This is a genomic window from Mycetocola sp. CAN_C7 (genome assembly GCF_015752285.1).
Lineage (GTDB): Bacteria > Actinomycetota > Actinomycetes > Actinomycetales > Microbacteriaceae > Mycetocola_A.
The window spans coordinates 17376-35753 of record NZ_JADOUY010000011.1 but is presented as its reverse complement, the minus strand read 5'-3'; the positions used below and the strand labels follow the sequence as shown (position 1 = coordinate 35753).

Sequence of the window (18378 nt, the reverse complement as noted above, 5' to 3'; positions counted from 1 at the left end):
GAACGAGGAGGTGGCCGACCAGCTCACCCTCGAACTCAGCGCCTAACCCCACCGACCGAAGGAAACATGGCTACACCACTCCACGGGACTTGACCTGACGTCGACAGCGCTCCCCTGTTTCGCGACCTCGCTGGCTCAGTCGCTTCACGTCTGGCAGGTCTGCCAATCGCAGCGCACAACGCTCAATTCGATTTGAGATTCATGCGGCACGAATTCGATCGTGCCGGATGGGATCTGCCCGAGATTGCTTCTTTCTGCACGCTCAACGGCAGTCGCCACTACTTGCCGAATCTGGACAGGCGTCGCCTTGCTGACTGCTGCTGGGCCGCGAATGTTCAACTCGAAAACGCACACTCCGCGCTTGGCGACGCGCGCGCGACTGCCGGGCTGCTGCAGGCGTACCTCAGGGGTCTAGGTGGAGTGAGCAGACAGAGCGGCCTCACAGACCTTCCCGTCAAGGCACGCAACGTGTTGTGGCCGTCCGGTCCGGTTCGAGAGCCTTCGCCCACCTTGACGTTGTCAGCGCCATCCAAGTCCGCCAGACCCTCAACAGCGCGGCCGTTCAAATTCCGCCCCGCTCTACCTGCGCAAGCTCCGCTGATCCGTCAGATCACCAGTCTCAGCTTGGCCGAGATCGAGGACGAAGGAGCTCCGCAAGGCGCTTTCGCCTACTTAGAGATGCTCTTGGACGCACTTGCGGACGGCGACATCTCCGAAACCGAATCGGCAGCCCTTGGAGAGCTCTTCGCGTCGTACAGTCTCTCTCCTGAATCGGTCTCAGCGACACACAACGCGTTGATGCTTGCGCTGGCTCACCGTGCAGTCGATGACGGGCACGTTTCCCGTGCGGAACGGTCCGAGCTCGACTCGATGGCCGCCTTGTTATCCGTACCGGCCGACAAGGTGCTCGACGTTATCAAGCATGCCGACTCGGCGCGGTCAAAGCGGTTGAGCGCCGGATTGAAGATTCTGCCAGCCGACTGGGCGCATGGCGAACCTCTTCGTGTCGGCGACCGAGTCGCTTTCACTGGATGCGACGAACAGCAACGCGAGCGACTGGAGGAGCACGCGAACGGGCTCGGAGTGCGAGTGCTGGGCAACTTGTCGCGCCTATCGGTGATGCTAGTCACGGACGGTTCATTTACGGGGACCAAGGCGATCAAGGCCCAAGAACCTGGGACGCGGATAGTCCACCCCGATCACTTCGAGGTAATGCTGACACACCTTCAACCCACCCTTGCTGTCGCCCCCGTCGACGCGCCGCGCAAGAGCGTAGATCAAGGACGACCCTCAGCATCGGAGGGCAGCCCCAGACTCCCCACCTCCGCACCTCCCTCGACGATTCGCACCTGGGCGTTGACGAGGGGATACGAGGTCGGCGTCCGAGGGCGGCTTCCCGCCGAAGTGATCGAGGCGTTTGAGGCTTCAACTGTCACCAGTTAAATTTGCTCGCAGCTTCATCGAATCCTGGTGGTCCTCGTTGACGAGAATGCACGTCGGGATTGCGCATGCTCACATGGCGGTGTACTCCAGGAGGCAAGCTTCTTTCCAGCATGCCGGCCCGAGCAGTGCGCACGACCATTCGAATCCGGTTGAGACGGTGCGGCCACCGTGGCAGCACCGCGTTCACTCTTCATCTTTCGCGAACGCGCGGTCGAGGAGCGCGGCGGTGGCCGGGTTCACCATCTCGTTGCGCTGAATGTAGTGCTGCACCGTGATCTTTGTGTCCGTGTGACCGAGCAACTCTGAGGCGAGCTCAATGCTGGCGTTGGTGTTGACCGCGGTCGCGACCGTGCGGCGGAACATGTGCGGGGTCACTCCCTTGATGCCCGCTCCCTCGAGTACCTGTCGCAGTTGCCTGCGCACATTCGCAGTCGTCAGCGGCGTGCCGTCCCGGGACTGGAACAGCAATTCGTCGAGGCCCAGACTCCCGACCTTGGCGAGCCGCCGGCGGACTGCGTCGGCGGTGAAGGTGGGGATGGCAACAACGCGGGTGGACCTGGCGGTCTTGGGGTGATCCTGCCGGAAAGTCTGCTCACCCTTGCGGCTGATGATCGTGCCAGCCAGGCGGATGGAGGGCACAGGGCTAGTGACGTCAACGTCCCGGCGGCGGACGGCCAGCACCTCGCCGATCCGTGCCGAGGTGCCAAGCATCACCTCGATGATCGCACCGAGCTGACCGTCGGGCTTCGGCCCGGAGATGTGGTCGGCGGCGCTCTCCCACTGGGATATCGCCGCGCGGATCATGTTCACCTCGGGGGCCATGAGCGCATCGGGGACGCGCGGCTCACGGTGCAGGCGGCCAACGTGGTCCATCGGGTTCCGCGGAAGGACCTCATGCCGCACCGCCAATTCCAGGGCGAGCCGCAGCACCACCCGGGCCTGCTTGGCGCGACTGTAGGAGAGCTTCGCCAGCTGTTTGATGAACTGGTCGCATCGGGCGACTCCGATCTCGCGCAGCGTGAGGCTGTCGAACGCCGGAGAGACCAGGGTGCGCATATTGCGCTCGTACAGGTTCCGGGTGGTTTTGGAGATCCGACCCTCCATGTCGATGTCGTTCAACCAGTAGGCCACAAGGTCTGCGAAGAGGCTGTCGGGCGTCAGGGTGGTGTCGGTGGGTCGGAGCAGGGACCGCTCAGCGAGCTTCGCTTTTAGCGCGCCTTCGGCGGCTTTGGCGGTGGCGCCGGTGGCTTGCACTTGGCGCGCTCGACCGTCCCAGTCGCGGTAGCGGGTTCGTGCCTCGAATCGGCCGGATGGCATCACCCGCGTGGTGATGTCGCCGAAGGTGCCGATGGTCAGCCGTGGCCGGGCCATCTCAGTTCACCGCCGATCGGTGTGACCGGGTTGGCTGGACGGTTCCCGCTGCTCGGCGATCCAGGCCCGCACGTCGGAGACGGCGAACTTCAGATGTTTGCCGAACCGGTAGGCCGTCGGGCCTTTGCCGTGCACGCGCCAGTCGTAGACCGTGGAGAGCGGTATACCGAGGTAAGACGCCAGTTCGGCGACGTCCATCAGAGGTTCCAGACCCCATGCGTCGGTGTGGGCGTCGGTAGGAGAGGAGGGCGGGTGGTTGTCGTGAATGCTCATACCCATGAGGTGTGCACGAGAATCCCGAATGATCCAAGCGGACCCAGAACGACGTCAGCGCGACGGACGGTAGCGCGGCCTCAGCGCCGTTTGAGAGGAGTAAAAGGTGGGTTTTTGATGGGGTAGTCAAATCTCTTAACCTAAAAAGTCCCGGAAACCCTTGAGTTTCCGGGACATTCGGTCGGGCTGACAGGATTTGAACCTGCGACCCCTTGACCCCCAGTCAAGTGCGCTACCAAGCTGCGCCACAGCCCGCGACCGATCGCCCTCGCGGACGACCTCGTCAATGCTACAGGACAATATGCTCGCGGTTCGTCACTGCCGATCGCCCTCGGCAGGACCCGTTCGCGTCGGCTACGGCGCGATGTTCTGGTTGACGTGGAACACGTTGCGAGGGTCGTACGCGCGTTTGACCGCACGCAACCGGTCATAGTTCGCGCCGTAATTGGTAGATGCCTGTGGCTGGTCGTCCTCTGAGAGGAAGTTGACGTATCCACCGCCCTGCGAGAACGGCTCGACTGCTGCGTAGTAATCCTTCACCCACGCCGTGTTCGCCGCGTTGTCCGTCACATCCGGCCACATCCCCGCGATGACAACCGCGAAGTTCGCGTCCCTGTGGCCGAAGGCTGTCGCATGCGATGCCACGTCGTGGCACGCACCGTTGATCGGGTAGAAATGGACCGTCGAGTTGACGACCGGAACCCGCGGTCCGTCCTTCATGTGCACGGCAATCGACTCTGGTGTGAGGCTTTCGACGAAGACGGCCTTCCAGTAGTGCTGAAGACCGGGAGGCACCAGTGGGTCGAAGGCACTGTTCAACGCGGCATAGGGCATCACGCCCACCCCCTCCGCCACGGGCTTCGCGACATCGCGGAACCCTTGAACGATCTTCTCCCCCTCCGACGCGGGGCCGTTGTAGCAGACCACGAGCGCCACGAATGGCTCGCCGACCCGGTTCTCAGGCACGAACGGCAATGGCGGCGCAATCTGGAACGCGGGAAACCCGCCGAACTCGCGTGGAGCGGTTCGAATGTACGAGACGAAGTACTCCAGGATCGCCGCACCATCGGAAAGCTCGAAAAAGATCGGGCCGCCATAGATCTCGGCAACGGGATGCAACTGGAAACGAAACTTCGTCACGACGCCGAAGTTCCCTCCTCCGCCGCGCAGCGCCCAGAACAGGTCGGGCTCCTCGTCGGCGCTTGCCGTCACCACCCTGCCGTCTGCGAGAACCACCTCAGCCGAGAGCAGACTGTCGCAGCTCAGGCCATAGGCACGATCCAGGTAGCCGATCCCACCTCCGAGGGTCAATCCACCGACGCCAGTCGTCGAAATGATGCCTCCCGTGGTCGCCAGACCATGCGCCCCAGCCGCCTCGTTGAACATGCCCCAGGTCGCGCCGCCGCCGACCTCTGCAGTGGATGATGCGGGATCGACGACCACTGAATTCAGGTCTCCGAGGTCGGCGACGAGAGCGCCATCGGCCGTGCCGAATCCCGGCACGCTGTGGCCTCCGCCTCGGATCGCGAGATCGGTTCCCGACTCCGCGGCGGCACGGATAACAGCGGCGACATCATCCGTGCCCTGACAACGCACGATCGCCGATGGCCGTCGGTCGATCATCGCGTTGTAGACGACCCGGGCCGTCTCGTAGCCTGCGTCGCCTTCGGCGACGAGGGCGCCGTTCAGGCTGCTTCGCAATGATTCAATGACGCTCGTAGACATGGTCGAACTCCCCTTAGTCGCAACCGGCACGGCGCAACCGCACGATGCGCGCAGGGCATCAGCACCAGTTTTCAGCGACGCTCCTCTCCCGAGCGGACGCTGTCAACCACCACTGCGGCTCAGGCCGCGCCGATCGACGCGTAGCGTGTCGATGGACGCCCAGCCGTCGCATAGTCGAGCGTCTTGCCCGCACGGTTCACCGCGACGAGATACTCGAGATAGCGCCTCACGCTCACCCTCGAGATTCCCGCGCGCTCGGCGATCTCGCCAGCCGAACTGTTCGGTGCCGACTCCAGCGCCCTTTCCACGATGAGGAGCGTCTCAGCGCTCAGCCCCTTTGGGAGCTGTGCCTGGTTCCGGGCGCCGGTGCGCATCAGCGCATCGATGTCACGCTGCGCGAGCGCATCCCGCTCCCCCGACCGCACCAACGCGAGCCGGTCCCGCGCGACATCGTCGAGCCGGGCGGTGAGATCAAGCGCCGTGAACGGCTTCACCAGGTAGTGCTGAATGCCGGCACTCCGCGCCTGCCGCACACTCTCGACATCCCGCGCTGCGGTCACCGCGATCACCTCGGGCTGCAGCCCACCCATCGCCCGCACATCCCGCAACACCTCGAGCCCGGTCCGCCCCGGCAGGTCGAAATCGAGCAGCACGAGATCCGGACGATGCTCCGCGATCAGTCTCAACGCCTCCGGTCCACTGTGCGCGAGAGCGACCACAGCGAACGCCGGGTGCACCGCAACGAACTTCGCATGCAGCGACGCGACCTCGACGTCATCGTCGACGATGATCGTGCGCAGCGTCGCCGAGACCGTCACGACGACACCACCGGCTGGTCGGATGCCGCATCCGGCGAGGCAGCGCGCGCCAGGTCACCGATCGGCAGCACTACCGTGAACGCCGCACCCCCGAGCTTCGAGCGCCCGACGGCGATCGACCCTCCCGCCCGCAACACCGTTCGTCGCACCAGCGCGAGCCCGATGCCGCGACGACGCAGGGCCGGGCTCGCGGCATCCGTCACCGCCTTCGAACTCACGCCCTCTTCGAACACCCGCTCGTACTGGTCGGGTTCGATCCCCGTGCCGTCATCATCGACGGTCACCCGGATCAGCCCCGGCTCGATCACAAAGCCGAGTTCGATGTGATTGCCGGAAGCACACGCCTCCAGCGCGTTGTCGAGAAGGTTACCGACGATCGTGACGAGGTCACCGCGCACGGTGAGTGCTGCATCCGAACGAATCCACGCCGGCAACGGAGCCGACGGCCGGATCGACACCGACATGCCGAGCTCACGGGCGTGGCTTGCCTTCACGAGCAGCAGCGCCGCCAGTTCGGGGAACTCGCGGATCACGTCCTCCCCCGGCACCCGCAGTGCCCCGCCGGTGCCCGTGCGTTCGACAAACGCTCTGGCGTCGTCGACGAGGCCGAGTTCGAGCAGCCCCGAGATCACGTGCAACTTGTTCGCGAACTCGTGCGCCTGTGCCCGCAGACCGTTCGTCAGCGACTGTGCGCCATCCATCTCGCGGAGCAACTGGTGCAGTTCGGTGTGGTCACGCACAAGCAGCGTTGCGCCGACGGTCGTTCCGTTCAACTGGGTCCCGGTGCTGCGCGCAACGAGGATGCGCTCCCCCGCGAGCACGAGCTGCCCACCGGGTTCCCCGCGCTGCAGCACTCCGACGAGCGACGGATCGAGCACGTCGTCGGCCTGCCTTCCGGTCAGTGCATCATCGTCGAGGCCGAGCAGGTCGAGCGCCGCATCGTTGACGAGCACAATCATTCCGCCTTCGTCGACACTGATGATGCCCTCGCTCAGGCCGTGCAGCATCGTCTCGCGTGAACCGACGAGCGACGCGATCTCTTTCGGTTCCAGCCGGTAGATCCTCCGGCGGATGATCGCCGTCACCCAGGCGGCTCCGAAGATTCCGACGACCGCAGCCCCGGCGAGCGGAAGCACGAGCGCCCAGAGGTTGCCGAGAAAGTCCTCGCGCAGCGACGATTCGAGGATGCCGACCGAGACGGTGCCGATCACCGCGCCGGCCTCATCCCTCACAGGCACCTTCGCCCGCCACGACTCCCCCAGTGTGCCGGTCTCGGTGCCGACGAACATCTTGCCCGAGAGCGGAACAGACGGGTCGGTCGAGACCGGCTCACCGATGAGGTCGGGGTTCGGGTGCGAATAACGGATGCCGTCGGCATCCGTCACCACGACATAGGTCACGTTCGAGGCTTCACGAATGACCTCGGCGATGGGCTGGATCACCGACGACGGGTCGGCGTCGTCGTAGGCATCACGGATCGCGGGGAGTTTCGCCACCGACTGCGCGACACCGATCATTCGATCAAGGTAGGCGTCACGCACCTGGCGTTCGAAGAGCCCGGCAGCAACGACCCCGGTAACGAGCACGACGGCGCACACGATGATCGCCTGCAGCAGCAGGAGCTGAACTCGAAGCGTCATTGCTTTCACTCCTTCATTGTCGCCCCAACACGCCGGCACGACGAGCGAATCAGCGCCCGGGAGCCCCGGCGATCGCGTCCAATACTTACAAAAGGGGCACTCCGGGTCGGCTGCCACCTACCGTTCTCATCAGCATCATCGCGTTTTGCAACGAGGCAATCACTCAATGAGGAGAGAAATCATGCGACGACTCGCACTGGTCATGGTGGCCGCAGCAACAGCTGTCACCCTGGCATCCTGCAGTTCACCGGCGACCGACCCTGGGTCGGGTTCTGCCGAAGGATCCGAGATCACCGATCTTCAGATCATCGTTCCCGCCGAGCCCGGCGGCGGTTGGGACCAGACCGGACGCACCATGTCTGAGACGCTCACCTCCGAGGGCCTCGTCGACAGCGCCCCAGTGACGAACATCGGCGGCGCCGGCGGCACCGTTGGCCTCGCATCGCTGGCGAACGAGAAAGACCCGCACACCCTCATGGTCACCGGCCTCGTCATGGTCGGCGCAGTCGAGACCAACGCGGCCCAGAACCGGATGGAAGACACCACCCCCATCGCCCGGTTGACCGAAGAGGCGCTCGTCGTCGTCGTTCCCGAAGATTCGAAGTACGAGACCCTCGAGGACCTCGTCGACGACATCGTCGAGAACGGCCAGGATGTCACGATCACCGGCGGGTCCGCCGGCGGTGCCGACCACATCCTCGCCGGGCTCCTTCTCGAAGAGGCTGGCCTGTCAGGCTCCGAGATCGCCTCGAGCCTCAACTACATCCCGAACTCGGGTGGTGGAGAGGCCGTGAACCTCATCCTCGGCAACAACGCCGCCGCAGGAATCTCTGGCATCGGCGAGTTCGTCGAGCACATCGACGCAGGCACCATGCGCGCCCTCGCCGTGTCGAGCGCCGAGCCGGCCGAGAACCTGCCCGACGTGCCGACCATCGCCGATGAAGGGTACGACATCACGCTCACCAACTGGCGTGGCGTGCTCGCTCCGACCGACATCTCCGACGCCGACCGCGATGCCCTCATCGAGGTCGTCACGGAACTGCAGGAGAGCGACGCCTGGACGGAGCAGCTCGAAACCCGCGGATGGGCGGATGCTTTCCTGACCGGTGACGAGTTCGCCAGCTTCCTTGACGAGAACGTCGCCGAGGTCACCACGACCCTGAAGAACATCGGTCTGGTCGACTGATCATGTCTGACCTCTCGACGGGCGCGTCTGGCATCAGCCCGACGCGCCCGCCGGCCGGGACCACCCCAGCCGGCGCCGCTCCGGCGGACACCACCCCTGCACGATCGCGACTCGGAGAGTTCATCTTCGCCGGACTCGCCTTCGCGCTCGGCATCTTCGTGTTCGTCGGGGCATTCTCCATCCGCACCCCAGGTGCCGGAACGCAGGTCGGACCTCGCGTGTTTCCGTTCCTCGTCGGCACCATCCTCGTCATCTCAGCGGCGATGGTCCTGGTCGGGGTGCTGCGCGGAAAACTCGCCGACCTCGAAGAGGGTGAAGACATCGACAGCACCGCGAAGACGGACTGGCTCACGCTCGCCAAGATCACCGCGTTCGTCGTCGCTCACATCGCTCTGATCGAAGTCATCGGCTGGCCGTTCGCCGCCGCCGTACTCTTCGGCGGTGTCGCCTGGTCGCTCGGCGCCAAGCGCTGGTGGATGGCTCTTCTCGTCGGCCTCGCGCTCGGGCTCATCATCTACGTGCTTTTCGGCGGCTTGCTCGGCCTCTCCCTCCCCTCCGGTCCCTTGCTGACCTGGCTCGACCCACTCCTGCGCACCCTGAGAGGCTGACATGGACAACATCATGAGCCTGATGGAGGGCTTCGCCACCGCCCTCCGGCCCGAGTACCTCATCTTCGGATTCATCGGAGTGCTCGTCGGGACCGCCGTCGGTGTGCTTCCTGGTATCGGCCCGGCAATGACCGTCGCGCTGCTTCTGCCGCTGACCTATTCGCTCGACCCCACCGCTGCGCTGATCACATTCGCCGGCATCTATTACGGCGGTATGTACGGCGGCTCGACCACGAGCATCCTGCTCAATACGCCAGGAGAGTCCGCGTCGATCGTGACGGCACTCGAGGGCAACAAAATGGCCAAGCTTGGCCGCGGAGCTGCGGCTCTCGCCACCGCAGCCATCGGGTCGTTCATCGCGGGCACGATCGCCACTGTCGGCCTCACCCTGTTCGCCCCGCTCATCGCCTCATGGGCAGTCACTCTCGCTCCGGCGGACTACGTCGCCCTCATGGTCGTCGCCTTCATCACGGTCGGCGCGCTGCTCGGCTCGTCCGTATGGCGCGGGCTGACGTCGCTCGGCGTCGGCCTGTTCCTCGGCCTCGTCGGCACCGAGATCCTCTCGGGCCAGCAGCGGTACACCTTCGGTCTGCTCCCACTTGCTGACGGCATCGACGTCGTTCTCGTCGCCGTCGGTCTCTTCGCCGTCGGTGAGACGCTGTATGTTGCCAGCCGGATGCGACACGGCGCGATCGCACTCATCCCGGTGACCCGCGGATGGCGCAGCTGGATGACGAAGGACGACTGGCGTCGCTCGTGGAAACCGTGGCTGCGCGGCACGGCGATCGGCTTCCCGATCGGCACGATCCCGGCCGGTGGGGCGGATGTCGCCACCTTCCTGTCGTACGCGACCGAGAAGAAGCTCAGCAAGCACAAGGAGCAGTTCGGCCGCGGAGCGATCGAGGGCGTCGCCGGACCGGAATCGGCGAACAACGCCGCAGCCGCCGGGGTGCTCGTGCCACTGCTCACGCTGGGACTCCCGACGACCGCGACGGCGGCGATCATCCTGTCTGCGTTCCAGTCGTACGGCATCCAGCCCGGCCCGCAGCTGTTCACCAACCAGCCTGCTCTCGTCTGGGCGCTCATCGCGAGCCTGTACATCGGCAACGTGCTGCTGCTCGTGCTCAACCTGCCGCTCGTCGGCATCTGGGTGAAGCTCCTGCAGATTCCGCGCCCGTACCTCTACGCCGGCATCCTCACGTTCGCCACTCTCGGTGCTTACGCGGTGAACTTCTCGATCGTCGACATCGTGATTCTGCTGGTCATCGGCATCGTCGGATACTTCCTCCGTCGCTACGGGTACCCGATCGCGCCCCTCGTGATCGGTCTCATCCTGGGGCCGATGGCTGAGGCTCAGCTTCGGCGCTCGTTGCAGCTCAGCCAGGGTGACCTCGGTGCCCTGTTCACGCGGCCGTTCGCGGCGATCTGCTACCTGGCGCTCATCCTGATCATCGCGCTCGGGTTGTGGCTGCGGCACCGCCAGAGTCGCCTGGAGCGCACGCTCGCGGCTGCAGCGACAGCGGATGCTTCGTTGTCGGCTGCGGTGAACCAAGCGTGGGATCCGGGCCAGCGTCCCACCGACGTGAAGACGTCCGACATCCGGGTCGTTGCTCCTCCGGAGTCGCCGCCGCGGGAGAAGAAGCGGCGCGGGCGTCGGGAGTAGTTCAGGCGGGCACGGCGACCGCTCTCGCCCGTGCTGCACTTGTGTGCCGATGCTGCAGTTGCAACTGCAGCATCGGCACAATTCTGCAGCATGGGCGTCGACCGGTCTCATGGAACTGCCGCATGCCCACGAAACTGCCGCATGCCCACGAAACTGCAGCACGGACACGAAAGTGCAGCACGGACACGAAAGTGCAGCATGGGCACGAAAGTGCAGCACGGACACGAAAGCGCAGCATGGGCATCAGTGGGCTCGGCCAGCCGGCTGAGGTTCGCACGAGTGCTGCACTTCCGGCAGCGCCCCCACGGAACAGCGGCGCGGGCACGGAACTGCAGCACTCGCGGGCCCACGTCACGCGATGCGCGACCCCTCCCGCACACTGAGGTCCAGCGCCCGCTCCCGCACCACCGACAGGGCATGCTCGACCGCACCCGTTCCGACAGCGGCAGGCCCGAGCGCCGAGGCCAGCAGCACCGGCGCAGTCGGGTCGTCGCTTTCAGCGAGAAGCTCAGCAGCGCGAGTGATGACGGTCGGCAGCGACTCCGTCACGCCCCCTCCCACGATCACCCGGTCGACGTCGAGCAGGTCGCCGAGCACAATGCAGATCCGCGCCAGACGCTCAGCGAGTTGCTCGAGGATGCCGACGGCCGCCTCATCGCCGCGCGCGGCGGCCCGCGCGACGTCCGCCTCGGTCAGCGTCGAAGCATCCAACCCGGCGAGCGCACTGCCCGGGAGCGTCTCCCCGGACCGGATGGCATCCGCAGCGAACTGCCGCGCGAGGAGCGCGAGCCCGTTCGCCGACCGCACCCCGTCGACATGGTCGAGAAAACGCATCTCGCCGGCGGCACCACGTGTGCCGCGCACGAGCCGTCGATCGATCATCAGACCGGCGCCGATCCCCTCGCCGACGAGCATGGCCAGGTACGAGTCGACATCACGCCCGTGCCCGGCAGGCGATGACCGTTCGGCGAGCGCCGCGAGGTTCGCGTCGTTCTCGACGGTGACGATCGGCGCGTATCCCGTGAAGAGTTCACCGAGACCCGGGTTCGTCACCTGCCAGAACCCGGTCGGATGGGTGGGCGAGAGTCCCGACGCGTCGACCGGCGCCGGCACTCCGACGGTGAGAGCAAGGATGCGATGGGGGTCGACCGCCGACGCCCGAACCGCGTCATCGACGACGCTCTGAGCGAGTCGACGTCGCGTCGCGGGATCAGACAGCCGCTGATCGCTCTCCGGCGTCCCTCCAGGCACCAGAACCTCGGCGCTGGCGACCACCCGGCCACGGAGATCGGCGACCAGAGCAGACATCCGTTCGAAGCCGGCATCCACCCCGACGACATATGCCGCGTCATCGCGGAGCGCATACCGTCTCGCGGGCCGGCCGTTGCGGTAGTCACCTCCAGCTCGCGCATTGCCGAGCTCCTCGAGCCACCCCCGTTCGACGAGATCGTCACACACCCCGATCACGGTGGCGCGGGTGAGTCCGGTTGCGCCCATCAATTCGGATGCCGTGACCGCGGCCGTGTTCCACGCGTGGTCGAGCACCCGGCGCGCATTGAGCAGACGGAGCACCTGTGGTGATGAGGCGATAACGGTTCGATTCAATCCCTTGACCTTTCCTCGGCTCTGGCGCAGTATTTACGACACAAGTAGATACACACTCTATATTTAGTCGATCCTGACTGTGCTGGATCGGCTTCCACAAGGGGGACAACGACGTGCTCCACAGAAAATCACTTCTCTCTCGGGTCAGTATGACCGTCGCCGCTGTACTCGGCACATCGATCGCGCTCACCGGCTGCTCAGCCATCGGAGGCGGGGGTCCAACCGAGATCACCTTCCATATGAGCAAACCGGAGGCGATCGGCTTCTTCCGCGACCTCACTGCTCAGTTCAATGAGGAGCAGTCGGACGTTCACGTGACCCTCGACACAGCATCGAACCTTTCAGCTGGGTTCCTTCGCGGCGATCCTCCTGACGTTGGGCTGCTCAACTACAACATGGAGATGTCGCGGTTCATGGAACGCGGTGCGCTGTCGGATCTGTCCGACATGCCGGAGGCCGCGCGCATCCGTCCTGACGTCCAGGAACTCGCCGACCAGTACTCGACCTATCCGGGACGCACCAGTGTGCTCCCCTATTCGGTTGCAGCAGCATCCGTCATCTACAACGTGCAGATGTTCGAAGACAACGGTCTCGACGTTCCTGAGACCTGGGATGAGTTGATCGCTATCTGCGAGACGCTGCAGGATGCGGGCATCACCCCGATCTACAGCACGTTCTCGGAGCCGTGGACGATCGCACAGGGACTCTTCGACTACACCGCAGGTGGATCTGTCGATGTCGCCGACTTCTTCGACCAGATGAACGAGCTCGGCACTGAGGTCGGGCCCGAATCGGCCGTGTCCTTTGAGAAGAATTTCACCGAGCCGGTCGAGAAGATGATGGAACTCGCCGCGTACACGAACGATGACGCAGCGAGCCGTAGCTACGGCGACGGAAACGTCGCTTTCGCCAAAGGCGAAGCGGCCATGCTGATGCAGGGGCCATGGGCACTCGGCGAGATCGCCAAGACCGATGAAGATCTCGAGCTCGGCACCTTTCCCCTGCCGGCGACCGACGACCCGAACGACCTCAAAGTGCGGGTGAACCTCGACCTTGCGCTCTGGGTGCCCGAGATCGGCGATGCCCAGGAGGCCTCGCGTGAGTTCGTTTCGTACCTCATGCAGCAGGACGTCATGGACGAGTACAACGCCCAGTTCCTCGGTTTCGGGACGACGACGGATGCCGCGCCCGCGGAAGACGAACGCATCCTCGGCATGCAGGAGTACTACAACGACGGCCGCTTCTATCTGGGTCCGTCGCAACGCGTCCACCTGAGCATCCCGACAGCCAACTACGTCCAGGCCATCGCAACCGGCGCGGACATCGACTCGACGCTGAGTCGGCTCGACGCCGACTGGGCGCGCCTCGCCCTGCGCGAATAACCGGAAGCACCAGGAGGACAACGACATGACGACTCCCACGATCCCGGCGGCTGCGGCCACCGGATCCCTTCTCGGCAATGCGGAGCGTGGCCCGACCGATCATCTGGCCGGGGCGCCCTCCCGGAGAGGCAAGGCCAAGACCGATCCGGTCTACTACCTGTTCCTCATTCCGACGCTCATCCTGTTCACCCTCGCCATCACTCTTCCGGCGATCCTCGGAATCTTCTACAGCTTCACGAATTTCATCGGTTTCGGTGACTGGGAACTCGTCGGATTCACCAACTACATAGCGGTCTTCTCCGACCCGGCCATTCTCAGCAGCTACCTCTTCACCTTCGGCTTCTCGATCGTCACCGTGCTGATCGTCAATGCCATCGCATTCCTGCTGGCGGTGGCGCTGACATCCCGAATTCGACTGAAAGCTCCCCTCAGGGCGATCTTCGTCATCCCCATGGTGATCTCGGGCATCGTCATCGCGTTCGTGTTCAAGTACCTCTTCTCCAACTCGCTGCCGGCACTCGGAGCGGCGACCGGCATCCCCTGGCTGCAGGAATCGATCCTGGCGAATGAGAACCTCGCCTGGATCGGGATTGTCATCGTCACGGCGTGGCAATCCATCCCCGGAGCCCTCCTGATCTACATCGCCGGACTTCTGTCGATCCCCGGAGAGGTCTACGAAGCCGCGGACATCGACGGTGCCAGCACCTGGGTGAGGCTCCGCTCCATCACCCTCCCGCTCGTCGCCGGCTACGTTCTGATCAACATCATCCTTGGCTTCAAGGGCTATCTGAACGCGTACGACATCATCGTCGGCCTCACAGCCGGAGGGCCGGGCACAGCGACCCGAAGCATTGCGATGACCATCTTCACCGGTTTCACCGGTGGCGACTACGCCTATCAGATGGCGAACGCAACGATGTTCTTCATCATCGCCGTTCTGATCTCCATTCTTCAGCTCCGGATCTCCCGCGGAAAGGCTGCACTCTCATGACGCAAGAAGCGACGCGCGTCGCCCCCGCAACGGCGACCTCGACCTCGACCCGGCGGCGCGGCAAGGTCGGTCAGGAGACGACGAACTGGCCTCTCATGGTCGTTCTCTTTCTGTGCGCCCTCACCGTCCTGCTGCCGCTGTACGTCACGATCTCGATGTCGATGAAGTCGTCAGCGCAGTCCGTCGATGGCAATGCCCTCTCACTCCCGGCTCCGGTCGACCTGTCGGGCTTCGCCAGGGCCTGGGAACTCACCAACTTTCCCGTCGCCTTCACGATCACAACCCTCGTGACACTCGCGACGGTCGTCGGCACGGTGCTCCTTGCCTCTCTCGCCTCCTACGCGATCGTGCGCAACTGGGAGCGCCGTCTGTTCCGCTGGTCGTTCTTCTACCTGCTTGCGGCCATGTTCGTGCCCTTCACGGTCATCGCGCTCCCCCAGATCCAGCTCACTGGCCTCGTCGGACTTGCCAACCCGGTCGGGGTGACCATTCTGCACATCATGTTCCAGCTCTCGTTCAGCATCCTGCTGTTCACGGCGTTCCTGCGCTCGATTCCCCTCGAGTTGGAGGAGAGCGCCCGGATCGATGGCGCCACGACCTGGCAGACCTTCTGGCAGTTGATCTTCCCGCTGCTGGCACCGATGAGTGCGACGGTCGCGATCTTCGCCTTCCTCGCCTCGTGGAACGACTTCATGATGCCGTCGCTGATCATCGCTGACGCCAGCCAGCAGACCATTCCCGTGGTGCAGAACATCTTCCAGACCCAGTTCAGCAGCAACTACAACGTGTCATTCGCGTCGTACCTGATGGCGATGGCACCCGCCATTGTCGTCTACATCTTCACGCAGCGCTGGGTGATGGAGGGCGTCACGCAGGGAGCGGTCAAAGGCTGACCTCGTCGTCAGGGCGTATCCGGCAGCGTCGACGGCTGAAACGGCACCGCGGCCGGCTGAGGAGTCGGCGTTGGCGGAATGGCCAGTCTCTCGATGTCAATGGTTGCCCGCACCGACCGTGCCGCGGGTTCGAGCGGTAGCCGGCCTTCTGTCACCTGAGCGCTGTCCTTCGGCAGCAGCCTGAGGAACACCGCCGCGCACACATATTTGATGTCTGCGGGTGAGATATCGATCTCGACGAGAGCTTCAGTCTTGCCCTGGGAGGTCGTGCCTTTCTCGCCCCAATAGATGACCTCGTGGGTTTCGGTGGTGCTCGGTCGTGGTTTTGCCGAGTTCTCGCAGATTGCGTTGCCGCCCTCAGACGGATCCGTGCCGGGCTTCACCACAGTGATCTTCAGAACCATGCTTTCGCGCAGCAGGAGCCCTGTCGCTTCCGCCTTCGCTGTGACCCGCACCGTGTCTTTATCGGTGTAGGCGGCGCTGAACGTCAGCGCGGGCGTTTCGCTCGACCCGATGCTGGTCGTGCCGAGCGCCAAGAGCAATATGATTCCGACGATCACAACGATCGCCCCGAAAGTCTCTCCGACCCTCGTCCAGACGCGGCCGAAGCTCGCGTGCCAGATCAGCGCGACGAGAGAGATCAGCGCTCCGATGAGCGTGAGTGAGAGAGCGATGACGAATCCTCTTGGATCGTTCCTGATCAACCGCTGCAACAGTTCGCCCTGAATTCCAATCGCGGCCAGCACGGCGAGTGCGGAGGCGACGGTGGCGGCGATCAAAGCTCGCAGCAAGACTCCGGGCTCAGTGGGCGTGTCTGCCGATTTCTTCGGAGGACCCGAGTCGCCGTCGCCGCCCTCGTCGGTCTGTGGGGCATCCGTCGCTGGGTCTGGACTGCCATCGGCTGGAGGAGTCTTGGTCGTCTCGTCGGGATTCGATACCTTGGCCATGAGCATTCTTTCTGCAATAAGTGGCCCCTCCCGGCCAGTATGGTCCTTCCTTGAGGAAAGCGAAAGAACTCCTCGCGTCGGCAGCTCGCCCTAGGCTGCTGCCATGACTCCCATCGACGTGGTCTCAGTGGCGGATGCTCCGTGGCACGACGTGCAAGCCGTCTTCGGTACCCGGGGCGACCCCTCGAGCTGCTGGTGCCAGTACTTCAAGATGGGCGCGGCCGAATGGAAGACCGCAAACCGGGCGACCTGCGAGCCTTTGCTCCAGCGGCAGGTGCGTGATCTCGACCCGGCGCCCGGTCTGATCGCCTACCTCGGCGGCACGCCCGTCGGCTGGTGCGCCGTCGAGCCGCGCGCGAACTACCCCGGGCTGCACCGCACGAGAGTCGAGCCCGGCCCCGAGCCGATCGACGACGCCACGGTCTGGGCGGTCACCTGTTTCGTCGTGCGTGTCGGGTTCCGCAAAAGGGGCGTCGGGAAGGCCCTCCTCGCCGGAGCCGTCGATCATGCACGCTCCCACGGCGCCCGGGTGCTCGAGGGGTACCCGGTCGACCCCACCGCACGCGAAAAGGTGACCTCGGCTGAGCTGTACTACGGAATCGTCTCGCAGTTCGTCGCGAACGGCTTTCGCGAGGTCTCGCGGCCGACACCCGACCGCGCGCTGATGAGGCTCGAGCTCGGCACCTGAGTCGCGACTGCTGCACTTTCGTGTCGATGCTGCTCTTGCAACTGCCGCATCGACACACAAGTGCAGCATCCGTCGTGGCCCCACTCGTGGAACTGCAGCATGTGCACACACCTGCAGCAGTCGAGAGCAAGCGACGGCGACTGAGGGGCGCTTAGGCGCTCAGCCCCAGCGTCTCGAGAAACAGGGAGGCATACCGTTCGGCGTCGACATCGAGCGCGACATCCACCACTGCCCAGTTGCCGATTCCCCCGTGCAGCACGTCTTCACCTGAGTACCGGCGTCGATCGACGATGGTCTGTCCGCGACCATAACCGGCGAGCTCGACCCGAACCGGACGCCTCTCGACGACGAGCGCGTCGGGGTCCACCAGCGCACAGACGGCGCCGGCGTCACCGATGAGCCCGGTGTAGGTCAGCGTGGCGTCTTCGCTCAAAGCAACGCGGTTGCTGAGCAGGGAACCGACGATGCGACCGAGCGGATCTTTCCCGTCTCCCAACGCCGCCGCGGCATCCTGTTCCACCGACACCTGGTTGAAGACATCGAGGCCGTACATGAAGATCGGGATGCCGGAGTCGAGCACGATCGCCGCCGCTTCAGGATCGTGCCACACATTGAATTCGGCGACGGCAGTGGCGTTGCCGACGCTCGCCGAGCCGCCCATGAACACGATACGTTCGATCCGGTCGGCGACCTCGGGATGTGTCCGCAGCAACAGGGCGAGGTTGGTCTGCGGAGCCAGCGCCACGAGAGTGATCCGTTCGTCACTCGCCATCAGGGTGCTGCGCATCAGCTCGACGGCGCTCACCGGCTCGGGCAGGCGAGCCGTCGATGGCAGCTCAAGCCCTCCGAGGCCACCCTCGCCGTGCACGTGCGACGCCGAGCGTGCTGCCTCGATCAGCGGACGCACCGCTCCCCCGGCGACCGGGATCGCCGGGGCATCCGCTGCGTCGAGCACTCGCAGGGTGTTCTGGATCACCTGCGCGAGCGAGGCATTGCCGGCGACGCAGGTGATCGCGCGAACGTCGATCGACGGATGCTTCACGGCAAACAGCAGGGCGAGGGCGTCATCGACGCCGGTGTCGACGTCGAGAAGAACGGGAAGTGTGCGCATCAGGCCAGCTTACGAACCCCAGGGCGGATGTGAA

16 protein-coding genes, 1 tRNA gene and 1 pseudogene are annotated in these 18378 nt (G+C 64.7%); 9 read left to right on the top strand and 9 right to left on the bottom strand.

Annotation, left to right across the window (positions count from 1 at the left end; translation table 11 throughout):
* Window positions 1-111: 111 nt before the first annotated feature.
* A pseudogene (locus IWX78_RS16485) lies at window positions 112-378 on the top strand (3'-5' exonuclease); the annotation flags it as partial.
* 246 nt (window positions 379-624) lie between these two features.
* Complete coding sequence (locus IWX78_RS16065; protein WP_334684813.1) at window positions 625-1443, top strand: Lsr2 family DNA-binding protein; 819 nt, start codon at window positions 625-627, stop codon at window positions 1441-1443.
* Between the two features lie 183 nt (window positions 1444-1626).
* On the opposite strand, the gene IWX78_RS16060 is transcribed toward IWX78_RS16065, so the two are convergent.
* The 6 genes from IWX78_RS16060 to IWX78_RS16035 form a co-directional block, all read right to left on the bottom strand.
* Window positions 1627-2814 carry a tyrosine-type recombinase/integrase gene (locus tag IWX78_RS16060; RefSeq protein ID WP_196834641.1) on the bottom strand — a complete coding sequence of 396 codons (1188 nt, stop codon included), beginning with the start codon at window positions 2812-2814 and terminating at the stop codon, window positions 1627-1629.
* Between the two features lie 6 nt (window positions 2815-2820).
* Window positions 2821-3087: a helix-turn-helix domain-containing protein gene (locus IWX78_RS16055; RefSeq protein WP_334684812.1), complete on the bottom strand. Its 267-nt coding sequence runs from the start codon at window positions 3085-3087 to the stop codon at window positions 2821-2823.
* 181 nt (window positions 3088-3268) lie between these two features.
* Window positions 3269-3342 (bottom strand) — tRNA-Pro (locus IWX78_RS16050).
* A 99-nt stretch (window positions 3343-3441) separates the two neighbouring features.
* Entirely contained in the window at window positions 3442-4812 is a 1371-nt protein-coding gene (locus IWX78_RS16045; protein ID WP_196834640.1) for an FAD-binding oxidoreductase, read from the bottom strand.
* A gap of 119 nt (window positions 4813-4931) precedes the next feature.
* On the bottom strand, window positions 4932-5630 hold the full coding sequence (locus IWX78_RS16040; protein ID WP_196834639.1) for a response regulator transcription factor: 699 nt from the start codon (window positions 5628-5630) through the stop codon (window positions 4932-4934).
* Complete coding sequence (locus IWX78_RS16035) at window positions 5627-7270, bottom strand: ATP-binding protein (protein ID WP_196834638.1); 1644 nt, start codon at window positions 7268-7270, stop codon at window positions 5627-5629. Before IWX78_RS16035 ends, IWX78_RS16040 begins: the two co-directional genes overlap by 4 nt.
* Before the next feature lie 181 nt (window positions 7271-7451).
* Here IWX78_RS16035 and IWX78_RS16030 point away from each other — a divergent pair, with 181 nt between their 5' ends.
* Genes IWX78_RS16030 through IWX78_RS16020 form a run of 3 tightly spaced genes read left to right on the top strand, consistent with a single transcriptional unit; the run spans window position 7452 to window position 10727 of the window.
* Window positions 7452-8456, top strand: coding sequence for a Bug family tripartite tricarboxylate transporter substrate binding protein (locus tag IWX78_RS16030; RefSeq protein WP_196834637.1), 1005 nt, complete (start codon window positions 7452-7454; stop codon window positions 8454-8456).
* Between the two features lie 2 nt (window positions 8457-8458).
* A complete protein-coding gene (locus tag IWX78_RS16025; RefSeq protein ID WP_196834636.1) occupies window positions 8459-9064 on the top strand; it encodes a tripartite tricarboxylate transporter TctB family protein in 606 nt (201 codons plus the stop codon).
* 1 nt (window position 9065) lies between these two features.
* The gene (locus IWX78_RS16020) at window positions 9066-10727 is read left to right on the top strand and encodes a tripartite tricarboxylate transporter permease (RefSeq protein WP_196834635.1); all 1662 of its coding nucleotides are present in this window, start codon (window positions 9066-9068) and stop codon (window positions 10725-10727) included.
* 351 nt (window positions 10728-11078) lie between these two features.
* Here the strand turns inward: IWX78_RS16020 and IWX78_RS16015 are convergent, their stop codons facing one another.
* Window positions 11079-12332 (bottom strand): ROK family protein, encoded by a 1254-nt coding sequence (locus IWX78_RS16015; RefSeq protein WP_196834634.1) that lies wholly within the window; start codon window positions 12330-12332, stop codon window positions 11079-11081.
* A 149-nt stretch (window positions 12333-12481) separates the two neighbouring features.
* Here IWX78_RS16015 and IWX78_RS16010 point away from each other — a divergent pair, with 149 nt between their 5' ends.
* The 3 genes from IWX78_RS16010 to IWX78_RS16000 are packed head-to-tail and all read left to right on the top strand — an operon-like array spanning window position 12482 to window position 15598.
* The gene (locus IWX78_RS16010) at window positions 12482-13714 is read left to right on the top strand and encodes an ABC transporter substrate-binding protein (protein WP_196834647.1); all 1233 of its coding nucleotides are present in this window, start codon (window positions 12482-12484) and stop codon (window positions 13712-13714) included.
* 25 nt (window positions 13715-13739) lie between these two features.
* Window positions 13740-14705, top strand: coding sequence for a carbohydrate ABC transporter permease (locus tag IWX78_RS16005; protein WP_196834633.1), 966 nt, complete (start codon window positions 13740-13742; stop codon window positions 14703-14705).
* Window positions 14702-15598 carry a carbohydrate ABC transporter permease gene (locus IWX78_RS16000; protein WP_196834632.1) on the top strand — a complete coding sequence of 299 codons (897 nt, stop codon included), beginning with the start codon at window positions 14702-14704 and terminating at the stop codon, window positions 15596-15598. Before IWX78_RS16005 ends, IWX78_RS16000 begins: the two co-directional genes overlap by 4 nt.
* 8 nt (window positions 15599-15606) lie before the next feature.
* Here the strand turns inward: IWX78_RS16000 and IWX78_RS15995 are convergent, their stop codons facing one another.
* Window positions 15607-16545 (bottom strand): hypothetical protein, encoded by a 939-nt coding sequence (locus IWX78_RS15995; RefSeq protein ID WP_196834631.1) that lies wholly within the window; start codon window positions 16543-16545, stop codon window positions 15607-15609.
* 103 nt (window positions 16546-16648) lie between these two features.
* Here IWX78_RS15995 and IWX78_RS15990 point away from each other — a divergent pair, with 103 nt between their 5' ends.
* A complete protein-coding gene (locus tag IWX78_RS15990; RefSeq protein WP_196834630.1) occupies window positions 16649-17233 on the top strand; it encodes a GNAT family N-acetyltransferase in 585 nt (194 codons plus the stop codon).
* 151 nt (window positions 17234-17384) lie between these two features.
* Here IWX78_RS15990 and IWX78_RS15985 read toward each other — a convergent pair whose 3' ends face one another.
* Window positions 17385-18344: a nucleoside hydrolase gene (locus tag IWX78_RS15985; protein ID WP_196834629.1), complete on the bottom strand. Its 960-nt coding sequence runs from the start codon at window positions 18342-18344 to the stop codon at window positions 17385-17387.
* Window positions 18345-18378: the final 34 nt, after the last annotated feature.